This is a genomic window from Sphingobium fuliginis, assembly GCF_004152845.1.
Lineage (GTDB): Bacteria > Pseudomonadota > Alphaproteobacteria > Sphingomonadales > Sphingomonadaceae > Sphingobium > Sphingobium fuliginis.
This window is the reverse complement of the sequence record NZ_SEON01000007.1, coordinates 107191-130822: the sequence shown is the minus strand read 5'-3', so window position 1 is coordinate 130822 and position 23632 is coordinate 107191. Positions and strand designations below refer to the sequence as shown.

General features: G+C 65.9%; 20 protein-coding genes. 9 read left to right on the top strand and 11 right to left on the bottom strand.

Annotated features, from left to right (window positions below):
- Positions 1–33: 33 nt before the first annotated feature.
- The gene (locus tag EWH10_RS16620) at positions 34–333 is read right to left on the bottom strand and encodes a hypothetical protein (protein WP_157009792.1); all 300 of its coding nucleotides are present in this window, start codon (positions 331–333) and stop codon (positions 34–36) included.
- Positions 334–543: 210 nt separating this feature from the next.
- Between EWH10_RS16620 and EWH10_RS16615 the strand changes: the two genes are divergently transcribed.
- The gene (locus EWH10_RS16615) at positions 544–1176 is read left to right on the top strand and encodes a class I SAM-dependent methyltransferase (RefSeq protein WP_229742681.1); all 633 of its coding nucleotides are present in this window, start codon (positions 544–546) and stop codon (positions 1174–1176) included.
- Between the two features lie 76 nt (positions 1177–1252).
- On the opposite strand, the gene EWH10_RS16610 is transcribed toward EWH10_RS16615, so the two are convergent.
- The 3 genes from EWH10_RS16610 to cysD all read right to left on the bottom strand — a co-directional run bounded on the left by EWH10_RS16610 (position 1253) and on the right by cysD (position 5008).
- Complete coding sequence (locus tag EWH10_RS16610) at positions 1253–2002, bottom strand: 3'(2'),5'-bisphosphate nucleotidase CysQ (protein ID WP_065847773.1); 750 nt, start codon at positions 2000–2002, stop codon at positions 1253–1255.
- 2 nt (positions 2003–2004) lie between these two features.
- Positions 2005–3933: a sulfate adenylyltransferase subunit CysN gene (gene cysN / locus EWH10_RS16605; RefSeq protein WP_065847775.1), complete on the bottom strand. Its 1929-nt coding sequence runs from the start codon at positions 3931–3933 to the stop codon at positions 2005–2007.
- Positions 3934–4066: 133 nt separating this feature from the next.
- A complete protein-coding gene (gene cysD / locus EWH10_RS16600) occupies positions 4067–5008 on the bottom strand; it encodes a sulfate adenylyltransferase subunit CysD (RefSeq protein ID WP_255309042.1) in 942 nt (313 codons plus the stop codon).
- Positions 5009–5062: 54 nt separating this feature from the next.
- On the opposite strand from cysD, the gene EWH10_RS16595 reads away from it, so the two are divergent.
- Positions 5063–6151, top strand: a complete 1089-nt coding sequence (locus tag EWH10_RS16595) for a helix-turn-helix transcriptional regulator (protein ID WP_025548512.1) — start codon at positions 5063–5065, stop codon at positions 6149–6151.
- A gap of 74 nt (positions 6152–6225) precedes the next feature.
- On the opposite strand, the gene EWH10_RS16590 is transcribed toward EWH10_RS16595, so the two are convergent.
- The 3 genes from EWH10_RS16590 to EWH10_RS16580 form a co-directional block, all read right to left on the bottom strand.
- Positions 6226–6438, bottom strand: coding sequence for a hypothetical protein (locus tag EWH10_RS16590; protein WP_065847777.1), 213 nt, complete (start codon positions 6436–6438; stop codon positions 6226–6228).
- Entirely contained in the window at positions 6428–7735 is a 1308-nt protein-coding gene (gene hemN, locus EWH10_RS16585) for an oxygen-independent coproporphyrinogen III oxidase (protein ID WP_130030091.1), read from the bottom strand. The genes EWH10_RS16590 and hemN overlap by 11 nt, the downstream gene beginning before the upstream one ends.
- A gap of 478 nt (positions 7736–8213) precedes the next feature.
- Positions 8214–10940, bottom strand: a complete 2727-nt coding sequence (locus EWH10_RS16580; protein ID WP_130030084.1) for a TonB-dependent receptor — start codon at positions 10938–10940, stop codon at positions 8214–8216.
- Positions 10941–11170: 230 nt separating this feature from the next.
- Between EWH10_RS16580 and EWH10_RS16575 the strand changes: the two genes are divergently transcribed.
- The 5 genes from EWH10_RS16575 (at position 11171) to EWH10_RS16555 (ending at position 17323) form a co-directional block, all read left to right on the top strand.
- Positions 11171–12961 carry an IlvD/Edd family dehydratase gene (locus EWH10_RS16575; protein WP_065846591.1) on the top strand — a complete coding sequence of 597 codons (1791 nt, stop codon included), beginning with the start codon at positions 11171–11173 and terminating at the stop codon, positions 12959–12961.
- Positions 12961–13812 carry an SMP-30/gluconolactonase/LRE family protein gene (locus EWH10_RS16570; protein WP_065846592.1) on the top strand — a complete coding sequence of 284 codons (852 nt, stop codon included), beginning with the start codon at positions 12961–12963 and terminating at the stop codon, positions 13810–13812. Before EWH10_RS16575 ends, EWH10_RS16570 begins: the two co-directional genes overlap by 1 nt.
- 19 nt (positions 13813–13831) lie before the next feature.
- The gene (locus EWH10_RS16565) at positions 13832–14968 is read left to right on the top strand and encodes an aldose epimerase family protein (protein WP_065846593.1); all 1137 of its coding nucleotides are present in this window, start codon (positions 13832–13834) and stop codon (positions 14966–14968) included.
- Positions 14969–15031: 63 nt separating this feature from the next.
- Positions 15032–16114: a cellulase family glycosylhydrolase gene (locus EWH10_RS16560; RefSeq protein WP_065846637.1), complete on the top strand. Its 1083-nt coding sequence runs from the start codon at positions 15032–15034 to the stop codon at positions 16112–16114.
- Positions 16115–16144: 30 nt separating this feature from the next.
- Complete coding sequence (locus EWH10_RS16555; RefSeq protein ID WP_065846594.1) at positions 16145–17323, top strand: SGNH/GDSL hydrolase family protein; 1179 nt, start codon at positions 16145–16147, stop codon at positions 17321–17323.
- Positions 17324–17348: 25 nt separating this feature from the next.
- Here the strand turns inward: EWH10_RS16555 and EWH10_RS16550 are convergent, their stop codons facing one another.
- Genes EWH10_RS16550 through EWH10_RS16535 form a run of 4 tightly spaced genes read right to left on the bottom strand, consistent with a single transcriptional unit; the run spans position 17349 to position 21464 of the window.
- A complete protein-coding gene (locus EWH10_RS16550; protein WP_065846595.1) occupies positions 17349–18386 on the bottom strand; it encodes a glycoside hydrolase family 43 protein in 1038 nt (345 codons plus the stop codon).
- A complete protein-coding gene (locus tag EWH10_RS16545) occupies positions 18383–19018 on the bottom strand; it encodes a 2-dehydro-3-deoxy-6-phosphogalactonate aldolase (RefSeq protein ID WP_044660966.1) in 636 nt (211 codons plus the stop codon). The genes EWH10_RS16550 and EWH10_RS16545 overlap by 4 nt, the downstream gene beginning before the upstream one ends.
- Positions 19015–19887 (bottom strand): 2-dehydro-3-deoxygalactonokinase, encoded by an 873-nt coding sequence (locus tag EWH10_RS16540; protein WP_229742679.1) that lies wholly within the window; start codon positions 19885–19887, stop codon positions 19015–19017. The genes EWH10_RS16545 and EWH10_RS16540 overlap by 4 nt, the downstream gene beginning before the upstream one ends.
- The gene (locus EWH10_RS16535) at positions 19884–21464 is read right to left on the bottom strand and encodes a sodium:solute symporter family transporter (protein ID WP_044662939.1); all 1581 of its coding nucleotides are present in this window, start codon (positions 21462–21464) and stop codon (positions 19884–19886) included. The genes EWH10_RS16540 and EWH10_RS16535 overlap by 4 nt, the downstream gene beginning before the upstream one ends.
- Positions 21465–21696: 232 nt before the next feature.
- Here EWH10_RS16535 and EWH10_RS16530 point away from each other — a divergent pair, with 232 nt between their 5' ends.
- Complete coding sequence (locus EWH10_RS16530; RefSeq protein WP_065846640.1) at positions 21697–22704, top strand: family 43 glycosylhydrolase; 1008 nt, start codon at positions 21697–21699, stop codon at positions 22702–22704.
- Positions 22705–22895: 191 nt separating this feature from the next.
- Positions 22896–23624 (top strand): FadR/GntR family transcriptional regulator, encoded by a 729-nt coding sequence (locus EWH10_RS16525; protein WP_226870331.1) that lies wholly within the window; start codon positions 22896–22898, stop codon positions 23622–23624.
- Positions 23625–23632: the final 8 nt, after the last annotated feature.

Sequence of the window (23632 nt, the reverse complement as noted above, 5' to 3'; positions counted from 1 at the left end):
TGGACGGCGCCCTGCTTCACCGAGGGGTCGGTCCTAACGACGGGTCAGGCGGCGGCGGTTCTTGCCCACGGCCTTGCGATAATGGGCGGTGGAAGCGTGCATGACGGAAAGCGGCGTCGTGCCGAGCGCGCCGGTCATCGCCTTCCACTGCAGCAGGGCGGCGGCTTCGATCTTCTCCGCCACCATCTTCTGCGCCTCCAGCGCCGCTGCCGGATTGCCGGCCAACAGCCGGGGCAGGCGAAGGCCGATCACCATCGCCGCCTCTAGACCGAGGCTCCAATAGCCCAGCGCCACGCTCATCGGGTCCACCTGCCGCATGTCGATTGTCTCCATTGCCTTCCGGCGATGACGCCCGAGTCCTTAAAGTCGATCCCTGCGATAGCGCAATGGTGCGCGCTGTCACCCTTCTTCCGCCGGGCGGCGGCCGGTTCCTGATCCATGTAAGGCGGTTTTCGAGGAACCCGCCTCCGATCCCATGGGTTTTCCGGGCAAGCTTCGATGCGCGGGCATTGCGGCATCACAGGACGGGAGAGTGAAGCAATCGTGGCGACATCGTTCGAAGACAGGGTGGCGCGGGGCGCATGGGGCGCCGCCGAGGGCCGCGGTCCGGAATATCTGGCTCTCGCCTTTCGGGAGTTCTTCAGGAATCCGATGGCGGTCGGCTCCGCCTTTCCCGCTTCGCGCTATCTGGTCGAGCGCATGCTGTCCCCCATCGACTGGGGCCGGATGGATTGCGTGGTCGAATATGGGCCGGGCACGGGCATTTTCACCCGCGCCCTGCTGGACCGGCTGCCGGGCCATGCGCGGTTGCTGGCCATCGACACCAGCGCGGGCTTCATCGATCATCTGCGCGAGGCGACGCCCGACAGGCGGCTGATCGCCGTTACCGGTTCCGCCGATGCCGTGCGCGCCATCATGGCCGATCATGGGCTGGACGAGGCGGATTGCATCCTGTCGGGCCTGCCCTTCTCCACTCTGGCGCCGGACCGGGCGGAGCGGCTGATGGAGGCGAGCGCGCGGGCGCTGGCGCCGGATGGACGGTTCCTCGCCTATCAGATGCGGAAGGCCGTGCAGCCCCTGCTGGAGCGGCGGTTCGAGACGGTCGAGACGGGTTTCGAATGGCGCAATGTGCCGCCATGTCATCTTTACTGGGCGGCGCGTCCGTTCAGGGGATAACGGGCGGGACACTCGCCTGCGGGAGAGGGGGAATTCCGGCCCCCTCCCGCCATTTCGTCCTTTTGCGGCGGGGACTTCAGTTGCCGGTGGGGGCCAGATCGGCGATCAGGTCCAGCACCTGGCGCGCATGGTCCTTCCGGCAGATGAGCAGGTCCGGCAGATAGACATCCTCCCGGTTGTAGAGGAGCGGCGATCCGTCGAGGCGGCTGCAATGGAGGCCATGGGCGAGGGCGACGGCGACCGGGGCGCAGCTGTCCCATTCATATTGGCCGCCCGAATGGAGATAGATGTCGGCCTGTCCCAGGATCACCGCCATCGCCTTTGCGCCCGCGCTGCCCATGGGGACGAGTTCGGCGTCCAGCCTTTCCGCGACGGCGACCGCTTCGGCGGCGGGGCGGGTGCGGCTGATCACCATGCGCAGCTTTTCCGGTGCGGGCGGAATGGTGTGCGGCTGGTCGGTGCGCAGCACGATGCCGCCGTCGAGGCCGGGCAGCGCCACCGCGCCCACCGTCGCCCCGCCGTCCACCGACAGGCCGACATGCACCGCCCAGTCGGCGCGTTCCTCCCCATATTCGCGCGTGCCGTCGACCGGATCGACGATCCAGACGCGCGACTTGCCGAGGCGGGAGCCGTCGCACTTCATCTCCTCCGACAGCAGGCCGTCCTCCGGACGCTGTTCGCGCAGGGCATGGACCAGGAACTGGTTGGCGGTCTGGTCGCCCGCTTTGCCCAGCGCCCCGGCGCTGAACAGGCCGCTGTCGCGCACCGTGAGCAGCAGGCGCCCCGCAATGTCGGCCAGATGGGCGGCGAGATCGGCGTCGGTCATGCTCATGGGATCAGCCTCGCGATGATGGCTTCGGCCGCTTCTTCGGCGGTCATGGCGGTGGTGTCGATCCGGATTTCCGGATCTTCGGGCGCTTCATAGGGGCTGTCGATGCCAGTGAAATTCTTGAGCTCGCCGGACCGCGCCTTGCGGTAGAGGCCCTTGACGTCGCGCGCCTCCGCATCGGCGAGGGGGGTGTCGATATGCACTTCGATGAACTCGCCCGGCTGCATCATCTGGCGCACCATCTCTCGTTCCGCCCGGAAGGGCGAGATGAAGGCGGTGATGACGATCAGGCCCGCATCGGTCATGAGCTTCGCCACCTCGCCCACGCGGCGGATATTCTCCACCCGGTCGGCGTCGGTGAAGCCCAGATCCTTGTTCAGCCCATGGCGCACATTGTCGCCGTCGAGCAGGAAGGTGTGGCGGTTCATCCGCGCCAGCTTCTTTTCGACAAGGTTGGCGATGGTCGACTTGCCTGCCCCCGAAAGCCCGGTGAACCACAGCACGGCGGGCTTCTGGTTTTTGAGGCCCGCATGGAATTCGCGGGTGACGTCGGTCGCCTGCCAATGGACGTTCTGCGCCCGGCGCAGGCTGAAGTGCAGCATCCCCGCCGCCACGGTGGCGTTGGTGATCTTGTCGATCAGGATGAAGCCGCCCAGCACCTTGTTGGGGCTTGTGCGGTTCGTCTCATAGGGTTCGAACACGATCTGGCGGTCGGTGGACAGGTTGGCGACGCCGATGGCGTTCAGCTCCAGCGTCTTGGCCGCCAGATGCTCCATCGTGTTGACGTTGACCTGATATTTGGGCTGCTGGATCGTGGCGGTGACGGTCTGCGTGCCGATCTTGAGCCAATAGGGGCGGCCGGGCAGCATTTCCTCATCCGCCATCCAGACGATGGTCGCCTCGAACTGGTCGGCGGCCTGGGGCGGATTGTCGGACGCCGCGATCACGTCGCCGCGCGAGCAGTCGACCTCATCTGTGAAGCAGAGCGTGACGGACTGGCCGGCGACCGCTTCGTCAAGGTCGCTATCCAGCGTCACGATGCGGCTGACGGTGCTGGTCTTGCCCGACGGCAGGACGCGGATGGCGTCGCCCTTGCGCACCGTGCCGGTGGCGATCTGGCCGGAAAAGCCGCGGAAATCGAGATTGGGGCGGTTGACCCACTGCACCGCCATGCGGAAGGGCTTGAGCTGGTCGGAGACCTGATCGACCTCGACCGTTTCCAGATGCTCGATCAGCGCAGGCCCCTTGTACCAGGGGGTGTTTGCCGACGGGCCGGTGATATTGTCGCCCTTGAAGCCGGAAATGGGCATGGCCGTGAAGGCCTTGATGCCGATGCTATGGGCGAAATCGGTATAATCCTTGACGATGCCGTCATAGACCGCCTGATCGTAATCGACCAGATCCATCTTGTTGATGGCGAGGACGATGTTCCTGATGCCAATGAGGTGCGCCAGATAGCTGTGGCGGCGGGTCTGGGTCAGCACGCCCTTGCGCGCATCGATCAGGATGACGGCAAGGTCGGCGGTGGACGCGCCGGTCACCATGTTGCGGGTGTACTGCTCATGGCCGGGCGTGTCGGCGACGATGAACTTGCGCTTTTCGGTGGCGAAGAAGCGGTAGGCGACGTCGATGGTGATGCCCTGTTCGCGCTCGGCGGCGAGGCCGTCGACGAGGAGGGCGAAGTCGATCTCCTGCCCCTGGGTGCCGACGCGCTTGCTGTCCGCTTCCAGCGCGGCGAGCTGATCCTCGAAGATCATCTTGCTGTCGTAGAGCAGGCGGCCGATCAGCGTCGACTTGCCGTCGTCCACCGACCCGCAGGTGATGAAGCGCAGCATCGTCTTGTGCTGGTGCACCTCCAGATACTGGTCGATGTCCTCCGCGATGAGGGCGTCGGTCTTGTAGATGGGTTCGTCGAGCGTGTCGGTCATGTCATCTGTCCCGTCATGCCAGCGGAGGCTGGCATCTGGTTGATCTGGGTCGAAGGGTCGGTCTGCGAGAGGGTCTGCCATGGGGCCTGAGATCCCAGCGTTCGCTGGGATGACGGCTTGGGGTGGCGGCTCGTCAAAAATACCCTTCCTGCTTCTTCTTCTCCATGCCCGCGCCGCCTGCGTCCTTGTCGATGGCGCGGCCCTGCCGTTCCGATGTGGTGGTGAGCAGCGTTTCCTGGATGACCTCCGGCAAGGTCTTCGCCTCGCTCTCGACCGCGCCGGTCAGCGGATAGCAGCCCAGCGTGCGGAAGCGGATGGAGCGCATCACCGGCTCCTCGCCCGGCTTCAGCGGGAAGCGCTCGTCATCGACCATCAGCAGCATGCCGTCGCGCTCCACCGTCGGGCGTTCCTCCGCGAAATAGAGCGGCACGATGGGGACGTCGTTCAGGTGGATATATTGCCAGATGTCCAGCTCGGTCCAGTTGCTGATCGGGAAGACGCGGATGCTCTCGCCCTTGTTCTTGCGGGCGTTGTAGAGGTTCCACAGTTCCGGCCGCTGGTTCTTCGGGTCCCAGCCGTGCGAGGCGGTGCGGAAGGAGAAGATGCGTTCCTTCGCCCGGCTCTTTTCCTCGTCGCGGCGGGCGCCGCCGAAGGCCGCGTCGAAGCCGTAGAGGTTGAGCGCCTGCTTCAGCCCCTCCGTCTTCCACATGTCGGTGTGCAGCGGGCCGTGGTCGAACGGGTTGATGCCGCGTTCCTGCGCTTCGGGATTTTGATAGACGAGCAGTTCCATGCCCGATTCCCGCGCCATGCGGTCGCGCAGCTCGTACATCGCCCTGAATTTCCAGGTGGTGTCGACGTGCAGCAGCGGGAAGGGCGGCGGCGAGGGGTAGAAGGCCTTGCGCGCCAGATGCAGCATCACGGCCGAGTCCTTGCCCACGCTGTACAGCATCACCGGCTTTTCGGCCTCCGCCACCACTTCGCGCAGTATGTGGATGCTTTCCGCCTCCAGACGCTCCAAATGCGTCAGCCTTTTCGAATCGATCATGTTCACCGCCTTGTTTCGTGACTGCCTGATGGCAGAAGTGGCGAAGCTCTGGACCTCCCATATGGGAGGATATACATATTAGCCATGCGACTGGACGACGGCGGATTATTGGCGGCTCTCCATGAGGGTATGTTCGAGCAACCCCTTTGGCACGGGTTCCTCGACAGGCTGCGCGCGCGGTCGGGGGCCGCCTATGCCAGCCTGGCCTTCCGCCCGGTGGATGAGGAGCGGATCGTCGAACTCTATGCCGGGCCGCCGACGCCGCTGCATCTCGACCGGCTGTTCAACCAGAAATATGGGCGCGATCCATTGCCCTACCGGCGGATGCGGGAGGCGCGGGTCTATACGCTGGACGAACTGCTCGACCCCGGCGACAGGGTGCAGCAAGGCTATCGCGCCGAGTTTCTGGAGCCGCTGGGCATCACCAACATGCGTTCGGTCCGCGTCACCGAGCCGAGCGGCATGGACGCCTGGCTGAGCTGCGCGGGGGGGCGGGAAGTGGGGTCGGGCGTCGGCGCGCTGCTGACCGCGCTGGTGCCGCATCTGCGGATCGCGCTGCGCAGCTTCGTCGCGTTCGAGCGGGAGAAGTTCCGTTCCTCGGTCAATTCGGAGGCGTTCGGCCGGCTCAATTTCGGTTGGCTGACGTTGGACGCCCAGTGCCGCATCGTCGACATGACGCCGCATCTGGAGCAGCTTTTCCAGCGGTCGCGGCTGTTGCGCCGGGGGCGTTATGACCGGCTGACGCCGGCTTCCCCGGCGGTCGACCGGGAACTGACCGCCTTGGTCAAGAGCTTCGCGGCGGATCGGGATGCGCGGCCGAGGGCGATCAACCTGAGCCGCGATCCGTTGATGGACATGCTGGTGCGGCCGATCCAGGACCGGTCGCTGTCCGCCCAGTCGGCGCCCGTCGCCATCGCCTATATCAGCGGGGACCGCTGGTCGCAGGCGGACCGGTGCGACCAGCTGGTCGACCTGTTCGGCCTGTCGCCCAGCGAGGCGCGGCTGGCCTGGGCCATCGCGCAGGGCATGTCGATCAGCGAGGCGGCCGCCGATTTGGGGCTGACGGTGGAGACGGCGCGGAATTATTCGAAGAAGATCTACGCCAAGACGGGGGCGCGGGGGCAGGCGGAACTGGTGCGCTATATTCTGACGAGCGTGCTGGCTTTGGCCTGAATTTGTTCGGCTTTGGCTGGCGGTTGCCATTGAGCGGTCCGTGCTCCTGCCTTCGCGGGAGCATGGAATCCGCTTTATTGGCGGGTTTCGCGAATCTTCTTCCGGTCGCAGGGGATGACATGACAGGGGGCGTTCTTGTCGTCCGGATTGACGGGCTTGCGCTGCCAGGGGGGCGTCCAGCCCGGCGGCGCGGAGCCGCAATACCAGGGGTTCGGCATGGCGGCGGCGGGCGCATGGACTGTCGTCAGCGGGATGACGGCCAGCAGGGCCAGCGCGCTAGACCGCATGGCTGAACCGCTTTTCCGCCGGTTCCAGCCAGGCGTCGAAGCAGGCGGCGATGCTGCGCGCATAGGGCAGCGCGTCCCGCGTCAGCGCCACCCGGCCCTCGCTGACGCGGACAAGGCCCAGTTCCTCGAAGCGGCTGAAATCGGGCATGGGATGGGCGGTGCCGACATGCGCCTCGCCCTGGCAGAGCAGGGCTTCGATGATGCGGCCGCGGCGGCGGTCCTCCGGCGTGCGCGGCGTGCCGCGGGTGGCGGATAATCGGCCCGCATCGGCCAGTTCGCGCCAGGGACCGGCCTGCTTTTCGTTCTGGACGATGAGGTCGGGGAACTGGCTGATCGCGCTGGCGCCCAGACCCAGCAATATCTCCGCCGGGTCGTCGGTGAAGCCCTGGAAATTGCGGCGCAGCGTGCCTTGGCGGGCGGCGCGGGCCATGCCGTCTTCAGGCAGGGCGAAATGGTCGAAGCCAATGGGTACATAGCCCGCGCCGGTCAGCGTCCCATGGCCCTGCGCCGCCATGGCGAAGCGGGCGGCGAGATCGGGCAGGTCGCTGGCGTCGATGCGGCGCTGGCGGGGCAGCAGCCGGGGCATATGGGCATAGCCGAACAGGGCGATGCGGGCGGGCCGCATGGCGATGGCGGCCTCCAGCGTGGCGGCGAGGTCATCCGGCGTCTGGCCGGGCAGGCCGTACATCAGGTCGAAACCCGTCGCGATGCCGGCGGCGCGAAGCCGGTCGACGGCGCGCTCCACCATGTCGAGCGGCTGGACGCGGCCGATCCGCGCCTGGACATGGGGGGTGAAGGTCTGGACGCCGAGGTTCGCCCGGTCGACGCCCATGGCGGCCATGGTCGCGATCCATGGCCCATCGAGGCGGCGGGGATCGAGTTCGACCGACAGTTCGGCATGATGCGCATCGAAGCAGAGCAGCAATTGCTGGAGCAGCCGGACGAAATCGACCAGCGGCAGGCTGTTGGGGCTGCCGCCGCCGAAGGCGATGCGCTGCACCCGGCCCTTGCCGTTCAGCCGCCCGGCGACCGTGGCAATCTCCCGCTCCAGCGATTCGACATAGGCGGTGAGGCGCTGGACGCGGTTCGCCGCGCCCGTGTTGCAGCCGCAATACCAGCATATGTCGTGGCAATAGGGGATGTGGACGTAGAGCGAGAGCGGGTCGTTCCTTTCCACCCCGTCCAGCCGGGCGGCAAGCTCCGCCGCGCCGACATCGCCGCTGAACTGCGCGGCGGTGGGATAGCTGGTGTAGCGCGGCACGGGCCGGGCGAGCAGGTCGGGATGGTAGGTCCACATCATTTCCACTCAGGAACGCGCCGAATGTCCTACCGAAAGCCACGGATTTCCGCAGCTTTCGGCTTGTGGCCGCGCTCTGTTCACCAGCGGAGGGGATTTCGCGGCACGATGCGCGATGAACATGGCGATAGCTCCGTCGAAGAGATGTCTGACGCTTCAGCTGGTATCGGTCACAAGCGTTGAAAGCCATGTAGCCCAATGATCGCCAGCGCGTCTTGATGTGCCTCAAAATCAACGGCGATACTTTGGGAAGCCTTCGTTTATGGACGGTGCGCGGCGGTCGGCATCACGCAAGGCAGGGACGGAGGTCCTACCTGACTATCGATCGGCGAATTCCACGGCAAAGGTGGACGGTGAAGTTGCGGCGCATGATCTGGAAAAAAAAGGGCGGAACGGCCATCGCCGTCCCGCCCGATCCACCGGGGGCATTGGAGGTGTAGGGCGGCGTGCAGTCCGCCCCGCCCCCGGAAGGGAGGCGTCAATATTTCACGCGGACGCTCGCACCGTAGAACTTGTCATCGATGCGGATGTCGTGCGGGAAGGCCGGCGAGTCGAAATAGCTGTAATATTTGCCGCCGTTCACGTTCACGCCGTCCACCGTCACGGTGATGTTCGGCGTCACGTCATAGCCGACCGAAAAGTCGAGGCGGCCATTGGATTTGACCTTGTTGAACTGGCTGTCGTAATCCGGGCTGGTAAGGGTGCCGGCGCCGAACAGCGACTCGTTGTAACCCGAGCGCCAAGTATAGACGACGCGCGCGGTGATGCCGTACTTCTCGTAGAGCGCACCGGCGGTGTAGCTATATTTGGAGACGCCGAGCAGTTCCTTGCCTTCCAGCGGATCGCCGGGGGTCGTCACCTCGCTGTCAGCGAGGGTGAAGGTGCCCATCACGCCCAGGCCATCGAAACCTTCCGGCAGGAAGTCGAAGAAGGCCTGGCCCGCGACTTCGATGCCCTTGAGCTTGGAGGACCCGAGGTTGCGCGGCTGGGTGATCAGGTAGGTCTGGCCGTTGATGACCTGCACCGAGTTGGAGGGCGCAACGCGATCCTTCAGCTTGCGGTAATAGCCGGCGACCGAGACATAGCTTGACCGGCCGAAATAATATTCGGCGGTGACGTCGAAATTGTCGGACATCTGCGCCTTGAGGTCCGGGTTGCCGCCCGAACCGGCCAGCCTGACGTTCGGGTTGCCACCGGGAGCCGCCAGCGACAGGCCGGGGTTGAGGTCGCCAAAGGTCGGCCGCGCGACGGTCTTGGCGTAGCTCGCGCGGAACTGCAGGTTCGGCGTGGCGCGGAAGCGGATGCTGGCGTTCGGAAGCGCGTAGAAGTCACGGGTGCCCCGGCTGATCGGATTGAACAGGTCGGTATTGTTCGGACCTGCGCCGATCACGCGCGAGGTGCCGTCCAGCGTGCGCTTGGTGTCGACCAGGCGAACGCCGACCAGGCCGTCGATCAACGAGGACCCGCCGAGGTCGATCTGATACTTGCCCTGAATGTAGGCCGCCCAGGTCTTCTCGGCCGCTTCATAGTTGCGCGTCGGATCCCAGGCGGGATCGCCGGCGGGGGCGCCATAGAGTGCACGCAGGTCATCCGTGTTGCTGAGCAGATAGTCCGGGTTCGGCGTGTACCAGTGGGCCCCGTTGTTGATGTACGGGATCGAGTCCGGTGAAAGCACCATGAAGTCCGACGGCAGGCCCACCGAGGAGACCAGCGTGGCGCGGTTCGCCCCAGGGAAGTTCGGACCGCCCGCAACCGCGCGGAACGTTCCGGTGCGGTCGGAATAGCGCAGGCCGACCTGGAACTGGCGCAGGAAATTGCTTTCGATGTCGAAGGCCGAGTCGAGCTTGAACGCATATTGGCGGCTGTTCGATTTGCTCAGATCCTGGAACAGCGAGTTCGCGAAGACGAAGCCGTCGGGATTGCCGAGCGGATCGCCCTGCATGACGGTGGTGCCGTGGCCGCCGTCATTGACGATGATGTCCACCGACGCGCCATGCTTGGCGGTGTCGACGATGATCGTGCGGTTCGCGTTCTTCGACTGGATGTAGCTGCCGTCGAAGACGAGATGCACCGTGTCGCTGTCCCATTTGAGACCGCCGCCGAACACATATTGGTCGGTGCGCTGCTTCTTCGCCTGGGTGCTGGTGAGCACGTCCACGCCGTTGAAGGTGGCCGACTTGCCAATGCAAAGATTTTCGATCCTGTTATTGGGGTTTTCTGCATCGGTCGTCGGAAAGCCTCCGGAATCGACCAGCCCGGAAAAGCAGTCATTGCCTGCGACCGCATTGGTGATCGAACTGCCCGCAAACAGGTCCGAGAAGATGAAGTTCGTCGCGAAGGTCGAGCGATAGCCGGTGTAGAGGCCATCGAGATAGAATTGCAGTTCCGGCGTGATCTGCCACTGGAAGGCGGCGTTGACCTGCGGGCGGGTGTTGTGGCCGGTATCGGTCAGGCCGCCGACGCAGGTGGGCAGGACGATGTTCGCGGCGCCCGCCGGGCCATGGTTGCTCGACCGCGGATCGCAGTTGGAGGAGATCGGGCGGCTGAAATTGTTGCGCCCATAGGAAACATCGACCAGCAGGCCCATTTCGCCGTCGCCCGCATCCCAGCGGTTCGAGACGAGAAGACCGCCGGTATAGCTGGTCTCGCCGGAAATGTCGCCGCGATAGACGCGGCCGTTGGCGGCGACCGTGAAGCCCTTGCTGAAATTGAAGGGCTTCTGCAGCTTCATGTCGATGACGCCCGCGACGCCGCCTTCGATCAGATTGGCTGAGTTCGACTTGTAGACGTCGATGCCGCCGATCGCTTCGGCGGGCAGGTCCTGGAACGAGAAGCCACGGCCGACGCCGGTGAAGATCTCCCGCCCGTCCAGCGTGGTCAATATGTCCCCGATGCCGCGAATGATCGGATTCTGGATTTCGTTGTTGAAGCCGTTCTGCACCTGCACGCCCGCGATGCGCTGAAGCGCGGAGGCGACCGAGGTGTCGGGCAGCTTGCCGATGTCCTCCGCCACGATCGAGTCGACGACGAGGTCGGAATTCCTCTTCACATTGCGCGCGGCTTCAAGGCTGGCGCGTTGGCCGGTGACGATGATGTCGGCGCTATCGTCGGCCGGCGCGGCCGCGTCCTGCGCATGGGCCGGTATGCCGGCGAAGATCGCCAGTGCGGAAGACGTCCAGATAAGTGAGCGGGCGATACGGTTCATGGTCCTCCCCTTCGAACAGCAGCTCGGCCCTGTGTTGGGCCTTGGTGGGGCTCATAACCCTCGCGGTCTGATCGGACAAGACATATTTGTAGGATAAATAGGTTGCCTGTATGAAAAGCCGATGGTAGCGGCATCCTTAACATTCCCGAGAGATGCTGCTTTGCGTGGCGAGCGGCCGAATCGGGTAAAATGGATGGGAGGCGAACATTTCTTCTGCTGATGAGGGCAAGATCGAACCGGCCCTGAAGCTGCGCTCCCGCGCATGGTTCGATGATCCCAGCCATCCTGACATGACGGCGCTCTATCTGGAGCGCTATCTGAACTACGGCCTCTCGATCGAGGAGATGCAGTCGGGCCGACCGATCATCGGCATCGCCCAGTCGGGCAGCGATCTGGTGCCGTGCAACCGCCATCATCTGGTCCTTGCCGAGCGGATCAAGGCGGGCATCCGGGACGCGGGCGGCATCCCGATCGAATTTCCGAGCCATCCGTTGCAGGAAACCGGCAAGCGGCCGACGGCGGGCCTTGACCGCAACCTGGCCTATATCAGCCTGGTCGAGCTGCTCTACGGCTATCCGCTGGACGGCGTGGTGCTGACCATCGGTTGCGACAAGACCACGCCCTCCGCGCTGATGGCGGCGGCGACGGTGAACATTCCCGCGATCGCGCTGTCGGTCGGTCCGATGCTCAACGGCTGGCATGAGGGGAAGCGCACCGGCGCGGGCACCATCATCTGGAAAGCGCGCGAGATGCTGGCGAAGGGGGAGCTGGACTATCAGGGCTTCCTGAAGCTGGTCGCATCGGGTTCGCCATCGACCGGCTATTGCAACACCATGGGCACGGCGACGACGATGAACTCGCTGGCCGAAGCGCTGGGCATGTCGCTGCCCGGATCGGCGGCGATCCCCGCGCCCTATCGCGACCGGCAGGAATGCGCCTGGGAGACGGGACGCGCCATTGTCGAGATGGTGAAGGCCGACCGCAAGCCCTCCGACATCCTCACCCGCCCGGCTTTCCTCAATGCGATCCGGGTGAATTCGGCCATTGGCGGGTCGACCAACGCGCCGATCCACCTCAACGCCATCGCCCGCCATGTCGGCGTCGAACTGACGCTGGAGGATTGGGAGGAGCAGGGGGCGGACGTGCCGCTGCTGGTCAATCTCCAGCCTGCCGGCGAATATCTGGGCGAGGATTATTACCGGGCGGGCGGCGTGCCAGCCGTGATGGGCGAATTGTTCAAGGCGGGCCTGATCGACGGCGATGCTCTGACCGCCAATGGCCTCACCGTCGCGGAGAATCTGGCGGGCGCGAAAATCCATGACGAGGATGTGATCCGGCCGTTCGGGCGCCCGCTGAAGCAGGCGGCCGGGCTGACCGTGCTCAGCGGCAATCTGTTCGAGGGCGCCGTGATGAAGCTGTCGGTGATCTCCGAGGAGTTCCGCAGCCGCTATCTCTCCGATCCCGAGCATCCCGACAGGTTCGAAGGCCGCGTCGTCGTGTTCGACGGGCCGGAGGATTATCACCGGCGCATCGACGACCCGGACCTTGGCATCGACGAAAATTGCATCCTCGTCATTCGCGGCGCAGGGCCGGTCGGCTATCCGGGCGGCGCCGAAGTGGTGAACATGCGCCCGCCCACAGCGCTGATCCGCGCCGGAATCCACGCCTTGCCCTGCATCGGCGACGGGCGGCAGTCCGGCACGTCGGGCAGCCCCTCCATCCTCAACGCCTCGCCGGAGGCGGCGGTGGGCGGGGGCCTCGCGCTGCTGCGCACGGGGGATCGGGTGCGCATCGACCTCAAGAACCGCAGCGCGGACATGCTGGTCGATGATGCGGAGATCGCCCGCCGGCGGGAGGAACTTGCGGAGATCGAACGCGCCGTCACGCCCGAATCGCAGACGCCCTGGCAGGAAATCCAGCGCAGCCTGGTGGGCCAGTTCGCGACCGGCGCGATCCTGGAAGGTTCCGAAAAATATCAGCGCATCGCCCAGACGCGCGGATTGCCGAGGGACAGCCACTGATGGACCCCGTGCGCGTCATCGCCCGCGACCGCGTGGATATTCTGGGCGAGGGGCTGTTCTGGTCGGTCCGCGACGGCGCGCTGCTGTGGACGGATATATTGGGCAAGCGGATCAACCGCCTGACGCCGGCCACGGGGCAGGTCGAGAGCTGGGAAGCGCCGGACGTCGTCGGCTGGATCATCGGGCGGGCCAGCGGCGGCTTCGTGGCCGGGATCGGCCGTTCGGTCGCCAGCGTGTCGCTCGATCCCTTTTCCTGCGAGACGCTGGCGACGATCCCCGGCGAGCCGGAGGCCAATCGCGTCAACGACGCCGCCGCCGATGCGCAGGGCCGCCTTTGGCTGGGCACCATGCCCTTCGCCTGCGATGGGCCGACAGGGGCTTTCCACCGCTTCGCGAAGGGTTCGTTCACTCGCGCCGACGCCGCGCCCTATACGATTCCCAACGGTCCCGCGATCGATCCCGAAGGGCGCTTCCTGCTGCATACGGACAGCGCGATGGGCGTGATCTTCCGCTATCCGCTGGAGGATGGCCTGCTTGGCAAGCGCGAACCGTTCATCAGCTTCGAGGCGGGCTGGGGCGCGCCGGACGGGATGACCTTCGATGCCGAAGGGTATCTCTGGGTCGCGTGCTGGGGCGCCTCCTGCGTCACCCGCTTCGCGCCGGACGGCACGCCGGTCCGTCGCATCGCGCTGCCCGCGAGCCAGATCAGCAATTGCGTGTTCGGCGGCCCGGACCTCGACCGGATCTATGTCACGAGCGCCGCCGATGGCGTCGAGGAAGCGCAGGGCGGCGCGCTGTTCGAGATCGATCCGGGTTGCCGCGGGCTGGCCCCGTTCCTGTATCAAGACTGAAGTTTCGAGAGGAGAGACGATGCTGAGGACCATGACCGCCGTCGCCCTGCTGGGCGCGGTGTCGACTTCCGCTTTGGCGGCCGAGGCCCGGCGCGAGACCTTCGGCCGGATGCCGGACGGCACGGCGGTGGAGGCGGTGACGCTCACCAACGCCAAGGGCATGTCGGTGCGCGTGATGACGCTGGGCGCGTCGATCCAGTCGGTGATGATGCCGGGCCGCGACGGCAAGGCCGTGGACATCGCGGTCGGCTATGACAGCCTGGAAGGCTATGCGAAGGACGGCCAGTTCTTCGGCGCGACGGTGGGCCGGGTCGCCAACCGCATCGCCAAGGGCCGATTCAGCCTCGACGGCAAGGCCTATGCAGTGCCCGTCAACAACGGTCCCAATTCGTTGCATGGCGGGACGAAGGGCTTCGACAAGGTCGTCTGGACCATCCGCGAGGTGAAGCAGGGCCGGAAATCCGGCGGATCGGCCAGCGTCACCATGCGTTATGTCAGCCCCGACGGCGATCAGGGCTATCCCGGCACGCTGACCACCGACGCGACCTATGCGCTGGATGAGCAGGGCAATCTGACGATCAGCTATACCGCGACCACGGACAAGCCGACCGTGGTGAATATCTCCAATCATGCCTATTGGAACCTCGCAGGGCCGGGCCGCACGGCGATGGACCATGTGCTGACCATTCCGGCGGATCGCTTCACGCCCACCGACGCGACCTCCATTCCGCTTGGCCAGCACCGCAGCGTCGCGGGCACCGTGTTCGATTTCCGCCAGCCCACCCCGGTCGGCGCGCGCGTGCGCGAAGGCGGCGACGAGCAGATCCGCTACGGGCGCGGTTATGACCATAATTGGGTGGTCGGAAACGCCGTCACCAAAGACCAGCATCTGATGGCCCGCGTCACCGAACCGGCGTCCGGCCGCGGCTTCGAACTCTGGTCGAACCAGCCGGGCCTGCAATTTTATTCGGGCAATTTCATGGACGGCACGATCGTCGGCAAGGGCGGGCAGATCTACCGCGAGGGCGACTCGCTGGTGTTCGAGCCGCAGCTTTTCCCGGATAGCCCGAACCAGCCGCAATTCCCGTCGGTCCGCCTCGATCCGGGCAAGACCTACCGGAATGTCATGACCTACAAATTCTTCGTCGCACAATAGAGGGGACTGTTCGTGAAAGCTCTCACCACCTGCCTGCTGGCCTCCGTCGCCGCGCTGACCGCCATGCCCGCCGATGCGCGCCCGCAATGGACGCCTGTGGAAGCCAAGGCGTGGTATGCCAAGCAGCCCTGGCTGGTCGGTTCCAACTATGCGCCCGCCAACGCCATCAACCAGCTTGAGATGTGGCAGGCGGAGACATGGGACCCGGCGCGCATCGATCACGAACTGGGCCTTGCGGAGGGCATCGGCATGAACACGATGCGCGTGTTCCTGCACGATCAGCTCTGGCAGCAGGATGCCGAGGGTTTCAGGAAGCGCATCGACCAGTTTCTGACGATCGCGGCGAAGCACAGGATCAAGCCGCTGTTCGTGCTGTTCGACAGTTGCTGGGACCCCAATCCGGTGCTGGGGCCGCAGCGCCCGCCCATCCCCGGCGTCCATAATTCCGGCTGGGTCCAGAGCCCGGGCCTGCCCGCGCTGCGCGACCCCGCGCAGGAACCGCGCCTGAAGGCCTATGTGCAGGGCGTCGTCGGCGCCTTCGCCAAGGACGACCGCGTGCTTGGCTGGGATCTGTGGAACGAGCCCGACAATGGCGCCGACCAGTATAAGGGCCAGGAAGGCAAGCAGCCCCTGGTCCTGGCCCTGCTCACCAAAGTCTATGGCTGGGCGCGCGACGTGGACCCGACGCAGCCGCTCACCTCGGGCGTGTGGCAGCATGACGACTGGAAGACCGAAAGCGCGCTGACGCCGATGGAGAAGCTGCAACTCAGCCAGTCGGACGTGATCTCCTTCCACGACTATAACTGGCCGGAGAAATTCCAGGACCGCGTGAACCAGCTCAAGGTCTATGGCCGCCCGATCCTGTGCACCGAATATATGGCGCGGGGCAATGGCTCGACCTTCGACGGATCGCTGCCGATCGGCAAGCGCGAGAATGTGGCGATGATGAACTGGGGCTTCGTCGACGGCAGGACGCAGACCCGCCTGCCCTGGGATAGCTGGAAAAAACCCTATACGCAGGATGAGCCGACCATCTGGTTCCATGAGGTCTTCCGCAACGACGGCACGCCCTATCGCCAGGCCGAAACCGACCTGATACGTTCGCTGGCCAAGGCGCCCAAGGGCGTGGTGCCCGCGAAGAAATAAGCCGGTCAGCCGGTTCGAGGAGAGAGCTGCATGCGCACCGTCCCGCTATTGACCGCTCTCTGCGGTCTTGCGCTGTCCGTTCCCGCCCATGCCGCGTCGGTGTGGGCAGGGGCATGGGGCTATGCTCCGGCCGACAGCGATGCCCGCGAGCCCGAACAGCCGCCCGGCACCTATCGGTACCGGGTAAGGCTGACGCAGGCCGGCGACGCCTTGCAGCTCAGTTTCAGCAATGCGGAAGGGGACAGGCCGCTGGCGATCGCGACGGTCGGCATTGCCGATCCTTCGGCCGCCACCGGCACGGAGATCGGCGCCAATCCGCTCCGTCCGCTCACTTTCTCAGGCCAGTCGGGGATCGCGCTGCCCGAAGGACATACGGTCGTCAGCGATCCGCTGGCCGCGCCGTTCCGTGTCGGGCAGGACGTGATCGTCAGCGTCACCTTCACGACGCCGACGCGGCCGGCGCGCACCAATCTGGGGCTGGAGATGGCGTTCGCGCCCGCCGGGGCCGAGCCGCTATTCACGCCGATCAAGGTGCGATCCTATCTCTCGCTCGCGTCGGTGCGGGCAAAGCGGGCGCCCTGCACCGTGGTCGCCTTCGGGGATTCGATCACCGACGGCTTCCTTGGCCTTTCGCCGCAGACCCGCGGCTGGCCGGGCCGTCTGGCCGAGCGTCTGGCGGCGCTGCCCTCTGCCCGGCGCTGCGGCGTCGTCAACATGGGCATCAGCGGCAACCGCGTGCTGCGCCGGGGCCGGGCGACGTCCGCGCTCGACCGCTTCTGGCGCGACGTGGCGAGCGTGCCCAACGTTACCCATGTGATCTTCCTGGAGGGCATAAACGACATCGGCGCGGGCAAGGACAGCGGTCCGGAGGCGACGGCGCCCGACCAGCTCGTCCAGGGCTATCGCCAGTTCGTGGCGCGGGCCCATGCGCTGGGGATCAGGGTGATCGGCGGGACCATGACGCCCGCGCTTCATGCGGGCTATATGTCGCCCGCCAAGGAGCGGACGCGGCAGGCGGTGAACGCCGCGATCCGGACCGGGGCGATTTTCGACGATGTCGTCGATTTCGACGCAGCGGTGCGCGATCCGGCCTCGCCCGCCGACCTGCGGCCCGACTATGATCCGGGCGACCACCTCCACCCCAATGACGCGGGTCTGCGCGCCATGGGGGATGCGGTGGATCTTTCGGCGCTCCGCCCGGCAAACTGATCCGGGCGGAGAATCCGCAGCTTCTTCACGGCTTTGGGGCTGCCACAGCCTCGCCCGCGCGCGAGGGCACAGGGAAGATCGGCATCCCGTCCCTGCTCCATTCCATGCGCTGCACGCGGGGGGAGCGGGCGGCGGTGCATTTCCGGTCCGCCCCGTCATTGGCGTGATAGACGATCCATGTCTGCCTGCCGCCATCGGTCGTGAAGAAGCCGTTATGGCCGGTCGCATAGACATTGTTCTGCGGCGCCTTGGCCAGCACCGGGCGCGGCGCCTTGGTCCAGCTTGCCGGGTTCATGGGATCGCTGCCGGGCCGGGCGTGAAGCAGGCCGAGCGCATAATCGTCCGACCAGCAGGCGCTGGCCGAATAGGTGAGGAACAGGTCGCCCTTGGGGCCGGGCAGAAATTCCGGGCCCTCCAATATCTGCCGCCCGCCCTGACGCTCGAACGGCTGGTCGGGGCGCGCGATCACCGTTTCGCCGGGGCCGAGCGTCCATGCATTGGTCATCGGCGCGATGGCGAGCACGCTGTCCGGCCCGTCATAGGCCGAATAGACGAAATAGCGCTTGCCGCCATGCTCGAACACCGTGCCGTCCAGCCCGGTCATGCGCGTGTTGACGCGCCCGCGATCGATCCATTCGCCTTTCAGCGGATCGGCGTTGGCATTTTCCAGCACGAAGACGCCGCGATGGGCGTCGTCATCATGCCCGGCCTCCGCGGCGGTGTAATAGACATACCATTTGCCGTCGAGCCGGTGCAGTTCCGGCGCCCAGATCGAGATCGCATTGGGGCCGCTGGCGGGCGGGGTCCAGATCACATGCTCGGGCGCGTCGGCCAGTTTCGCGAGATCGTCGGTCTGGCGGATGGCGATGCGGTCGCCCTTGGTCCCGAGGAAATAGAAGGTCGCGCCATGATGGACGATCCACGGGTCAGGCCCGCTCGATAGCAGCGGATTGGCGAGCGTCGGGGCGGCCTGCTGCGTGCTGGCGGTGGCGCAGCCGCCAAGCGCCAGCAGGGCGGCCAGAGTCAGGGGAGCCAGAGTCAGGGGAGCGAAGGCGCGGATCATGAGCGGCCCTCCAGTCCGGCCCAGCCTTGCGCGAAGGCGCGGGCGCTGGCGGCGATCTCTTCCGTGGTGGCGCCTATGCGGTACAGCGCCGATCCCAGCCCGAAACCGTCCGCGCCTGCCTGACGCCAGGGTTCCATATTGGTGGGGGTGATGCCGCCGACCACCAGCAGCGGCACCTCTTTGGGCAGCACCGCCCGCTGCGCCTTGACCACGGCGGGGGTCGCCGCCTCCGCCGGGAACAGCTTGAGCCCGCTCGCGCCCGCCGCCAGCGCGGCAAAGGCTTCGCTGGGCGTGAAATAGCCGGGCAGCGAGACCATGCCGCGCTTGGCGGTTTCGGCAATGACGGCGATGTCGGTGTTGGGCGAAACCACCATCGCGCCGCCCGCATCCTGCACCTGCGCCACCTGATCGACGGTCAGCACCGTGCCCGCGCCGACGATGGCGGCATCCCCGACGCGGCGCGCCAGCCTTTCGATGCTGAGCAGCGGATCGGGCGAATTGAGCGGAACCTCTATCAGGCGGAAGCCCGCCTCGACCAGCGCGTCGGCGGCGGCCTCCACCTCATCGGGGCGGATGCCGCGCAGGATGGCGACCAGTGGGAGTTGCGAGAAGGCGTCGGAAAAATCGATCATGCTTTGATGTCCCAGATGCGGGTGATGCCGGCGACGAAGGAAGCGTGGCTGTCGACGACGACAGCCTGTCCTCCGGCGATGGCGATGGCGGCGGAATAAAGTCGCGCAAGCAGGCCGTCAGCCAGCAGATGGACCTGCTGCCCCGGCAGCGTGATCCGTGCCCGGCAGTCGCTGCCGATCAGCAGGCCGCTGACATAGGCGGCCGCCGCGCCGGGCGCGCGTCTGCCCAGCACCGCCGCGGCGCGCACGCCGAAAAGGGCGGAAAGCAGGTCCCGGTCGGCGCTGGCTTCGACGCCCTTGCGGAAATCCGCATCCGCCTCGACCTCGCCGGTCATTTCGCTGCCGATCAGCGCATGACCCTTGAGCAGCGCGAACATCTCGCCGGTCATGGCGGTGATGAAGTCGGCAAGCGCGCCGTCCTTCATGAGCGCCCATTTGGCATGGGTGCCCGGCTGGCACAGCAGCGCGTCGCCGGGGGCCAGCCCCGCCGCAACCGCGCCCAGAAGCTGCACTTCCTCGCCGCGCATGACGTCCTGCCGCTCGTCGCCGTCGCGGCAGACGCCCGGCACGATCGCGACGCCCTCTTCGGGCGAGACAAGGCGCGCCGCAAGGTCCGCGAGCGAGGCAGGAGCCAGCACATAGCCTGCATCATGCCATCCCCGGTTGGAGCCGACCATGCCCGCGAGTAGCATCGGCAGCCCGCCATGGCGCTCGCGCAGCCCCGCCACGGCGGCGGGAAAGCCGCCCGGCGGAACCGAGAGGATGCCCATATCGTCGCGCTCGGTGGCGACGACCTCGCCGCCCTCGATCAGATAGGCGCGGCGGTTGGTCGTGCCCCAATCGACCGCGATGAACGCCGCGCCGCTCACCAGAACACCGCGTAAAGGACGCAGAGCACCAGAATCACCGCGATCGCTCCTGCATTGAACCCGGTCGAGGTGGCGTAGCGCACGTCGCCGGTCGCTATGCTGTCCTTGTCGCGCCGCGCCGGGGTGACGAGGGAGACGGCGACCGCCAGCGCCAGCGCCGCGAGGAAGACCAGGCCCATGCGGTCGAGGAAGGGGACGCCCGGCGCCCAGAGCTTGAAGCCCCAGGACAGCGCCACCGATGCCACCGCCGCCGTGATCGCGCCCGGCTCGTTGGCGCGCCGCCAGAACAGGCCGAGCAGGAAGATCACGGTGATGCCCGGCGTGAAGAAGCCGGTGAATTCCTGGATGAACTGGAACGCCTGTTCGCTGGAGCCCACCAGTGGCCGGGCGGTGAGGATGGCGATGAGGATCGCGATCGCGGCGGCGACGCGGCCCACCAGCACCAGATGGCGTTCCCGCCTTTCGCCGGGTTCCTCCATCCTGCGGAACTTTGCCCAGACGTCGAGGGTGAAGATGGTGGCGATCGAATTGATCTTCGACGCGGTGGACGCGATGATCGCCGCCACCAGCGCCGCGAAGACGAGGCCGAGCAGGCCCGGCGGCAGCAGCCGCATCATCGTCGGATAGGCTTCGTCCGGCTTGGCGAGGTCGGGCGCCAGGACGACGGCGGCGATGCCCGGCAGCACGATGATGATCGGCATGATGAGCTTCAGGAAGGCCGCGAACAGCATGCCGCGCTGCGCCTCGTCCACCGATTTCGCCGCCAGGGCGCGCTGGATGATATATTGGTTGAAGCCCCAATAGCTGAGGTTCGCGATCCACATGCCGCCGACCAGCACCGAAAGGCCGGGCAGGTCCATATAATGCGGGTCGCCTTTCTGGAGGATCATGTGGAAATGGTCGGGCGCGCGTTCGACCAGGCGCGAGAAACCGGCGATGACGCCTGCGCCCCCGCCGATCTCCCCCAGTGTCAGCACGGCGATGACGAGGCCGCCCAGAACCAGCAGCGTCACCTGCACGATGTCGGTCAGCGCCACCGCCTTCAGCCCGCCGCGAAGCTGGTAGAGCAAGGCGAAGACGCCGAGCGCGACCAGCGCCACGTCCTGGTTGACGCCCGCCACCTTCATCACCGCGACCGATCCGAGCCAGATGATGCTGGTCAGGTTCACGAAGACGTAGAGGACCAGCCAGAATATCGCCATCAGCGTCCGGATGCCGTTGCCGTAGCGCCGTTCCAGGAATTGCGGCATGGTGTAGATCTCGTTGCGCAGGAAGATCGGCAGGAAGAATTTGCCGACGATCAGCAGCGTCGCCGCCGCCATCCATTCATAGGAAGCGATGGCGAGGCCGATGGCATAGCCCGAACCGGACATGCCGACGATCTGCTCCGCCGAGATGTTCGCCGCGATCAGCGAGGCGCCGATGGCCCACCAGGGCAGGTTCTTCGACGCCAGGAAATAGTCGGTCGAATTTTTCGGCCCGGCCCCCGCCTTGTCGCGGCTGACCCATTGCGCGAGGCCGAATATGCCGATTGCGTAGATCACGACCACGCTGATGTCGATCGTCGCCAGTCCCATCTCGTCTCCCCAATCTTCCAGCAACGGACGTGCCGGTCGCATGGCCGCGAATCGCGTGATCCGGGCCTGCCGATCTGCTTCTTCATAAAACACATATTTATAATATCAATCTTGACAATATTTCGATGGAGAGGTCTATCTTCCGCCGAACAATCAAGGGAGACGGAAATTGGCTCGGGGCAAATCGCTTTTCGCGCTTGCTGCGGCATCGGCCGCCATCACGCTTTCATTCATGCAAATTCCCGCCGCAGCCCAGTCGAAACCGGTGCGCGCCGAGGTCGTGCCCGGCGCGCCTGAGACGCCCTATGTCGATCCGGACAAGGCCTATCTCTTCGCCCACATGACCAAGGAGCGCTATGGCGTGCTCTATTATTCGGTCAGCCGGGACGGGCTGCACTGGGAGCAGATCAACGGCGGCAGGCCGGTGTCGGAGGATTATCACGGCCACGCCTCGATCGCGCGCGGGGGCGACGGGCGCTATTATCTGGTCGGCAACAAGAGCGACGAAGACCCCTATATCCGCTTCTGGGTCTCCGACGATCTGGTCGGTTGGAAACCCTATGGCACCTATCGTCCCGACCTGTCGAACATCCCCGGCCTGCCGCACGCCATGCAGCGGATCGGCGCGCCCAAGCTGTTCTTCGACAAGCCGTCGGGACAGTTCCTGCTGACGTGGCACACCGCCACCGTCCCCGGCGTTCCCGAAGACCCGGAGCGTTATTGGGCGAGCCAGCGCACGCTCTACGTCCTCTCGCCCGATCTCAAGCGCTTCGCGAAGCCGCCGCGCCGCCTGTTCGACTGGGACATGGCGACGATCGACACCTTCATCCGGCCGGAGGCCGATGGCAGCGCCTATTGCGCTATCGTGAAGGATGAGCGCTATCCCAGCTACAACTGGACCACCGGCAAGACGGTGCGCATCTCCTGCGCCAAGGACCTGCTTGGTCCCTATCCGCCGCCGGGACCGCCGGTCAGCCCCAATTTCCGCGAAGCGCCGACCGTCATCCGCGCGCCGAACGGCGAGGATTGGCTGATGTACTATGAGCAATATGCGGGAACGAGCTATGGCCTGTCCAAGGCGCCGCGCCTGACGGGCCCCTGGTTCCAGGTCTCGGGCAATTCGGGCGTGCCGGAATGGAACCGCTTCGAGATGCCCGCCGGACTGCGCCACGGCTCCATGGTCGAGATCAGCAAGGAGCAATATGATAGGCTGGTGAAGGCGTTTCCGAACCGCAGGTGAGAGGCGGCCGTGCTCGTGCCGCGCTCACCTGCGGCACGATCCGGCCCATAGAGGTGCGCAAAGGGGCGTCCAATGCCTGTCGGAATTATCATATGAATTGACTTATCATATGAAAGGACCTTGCCTGGGCTGGAGCGGGCATTAACATGGATTGCCATGGCATCGGAGCGGGTAAGGACAAGGACAGCGTCTTGGCAGAGGCATCTCATCTCATCGTGGACGAACCGGCAGCGCAGCTTGGCCGCAATCTGACCTATGGCCTGCTCGACAGCATCGGCCGCGCCATCGTTACCGGCCGGTTCGACGATGTCGTCTTCCCCACCGAGGGGGAACTTGCCAAGCAGCATGGCGTCAGCCGCTCCGTCACGCGGGAAGCGGTCAAGATGCTCACCGCCAAGGGTCTGCTGAGCGCCCGCCCGCGCCAGGGCACGACCGTGCAGCCGACCTCCTCATGGAATCTGTTCGACACCGACGTGCTGCGCTGGATGCTGGAACGCCAGCTTTCGGTGAACCTGCTGCGCCAGTTCAACGAGCTGCGCGTGGCGGTGGAGCCGGAGGCGGCCGCCCTGGCCGCGCGAGTCGCGGGGGAGGACGATGTCAAGCGCATCGACGATGGCCTGCAGCGTATGCAGGCGGCGGAAAACGGGCTGGATGACCCGCTGGAAGCGGATATCGCTTTTCACGTCGCCGTGCTCCGCGCGTCGAAAAACCCCTTCTACATCCAGTTGCGGGATGTGGTGAGTACCGCGTTGCGCACCTCGATCCGCTTCACCAATCGTATCAAGGGCCGCACCGCCGACGTCGTCGAGCATGCCAAGGTGCGCGATGCCATCGTCCTGCACGATCCCGACGGGGCGCGGATCGCCATGCGGCGGATCATTGGCGATGTGCTCCTCCTTATCGAGGATCGGTTGCCCTAGACCAGCGC

Bases quoted from the DNA above. Each gene is read 5' to 3' on its own strand.
- EWH10_RS16590 (WP_065847777.1), bottom strand. From the start codon at position 6,438: ATGCGGTCTAGCGCGCTGGCCCTGCTGGCCGTCATCCCGCTGACGACA.
- EWH10_RS16565 (WP_065846593.1), top strand. From the start codon at position 13,832: ATGCTGAGGACCATGACCGCCGTCGCCCTGCTGGGCGCGGTGTCGACT.
- EWH10_RS16550 (WP_065846595.1), bottom strand. From the start codon at position 18,386: ATGATCCGCGCCTTCGCTCCCCTGACTCTGGCTCCCCTGACTCTGGCC.
- EWH10_RS16535 (WP_044662939.1), bottom strand. From the start codon at position 21,464: ATGGGACTGGCGACGATCGACATCAGCGTGGTCGTGATCTACGCAATC.
- EWH10_RS16555 (WP_065846594.1), top strand. From the start codon at position 16,145: ATGCGCACCGTCCCGCTATTGACCGCTCTCTGCGGTCTTGCGCTGTCC.
- cysN (WP_065847775.1), bottom strand. From the start codon at position 3,933: ATGACCGACACGCTCGACGAACCCATCTACAAGACCGACGCCCTCATC.
- hemN (WP_130030091.1), bottom strand. From the start codon at position 7,735: ATGTGGACCTACCATCCCGACCTGCTCGCCCGGCCCGTGCCGCGCTAC.
- EWH10_RS16610 (WP_065847773.1), bottom strand. From the start codon at position 2,002: ATGACCGACGCCGATCTCGCCGCCCATCTGGCCGACATTGCGGGGCGC.
- EWH10_RS16620 (WP_157009792.1), bottom strand. From the start codon at position 333: ATGGAGACAATCGACATGCGGCAGGTGGACCCGATGAGCGTGGCGCTG.
- EWH10_RS16595 (WP_025548512.1), top strand. From the start codon at position 5,063: ATGCGACTGGACGACGGCGGATTATTGGCGGCTCTCCATGAGGGTATG.
- EWH10_RS16570 (WP_065846592.1), top strand. From the start codon at position 12,961: ATGGACCCCGTGCGCGTCATCGCCCGCGACCGCGTGGATATTCTGGGC.
- EWH10_RS16560 (WP_065846637.1), top strand. From the start codon at position 15,032: ATGCCCGCCGATGCGCGCCCGCAATGGACGCCTGTGGAAGCCAAGGCG.
- EWH10_RS16580 (WP_130030084.1), bottom strand. From the start codon at position 10,940: ATGAACCGTATCGCCCGCTCACTTATCTGGACGTCTTCCGCACTGGCG.
- EWH10_RS16530 (WP_065846640.1), top strand. From the start codon at position 21,697: ATGCAAATTCCCGCCGCAGCCCAGTCGAAACCGGTGCGCGCCGAGGTC.
- EWH10_RS16545 (WP_044660966.1), bottom strand. From the start codon at position 19,018: ATGATCGATTTTTCCGACGCCTTCTCGCAACTCCCACTGGTCGCCATC.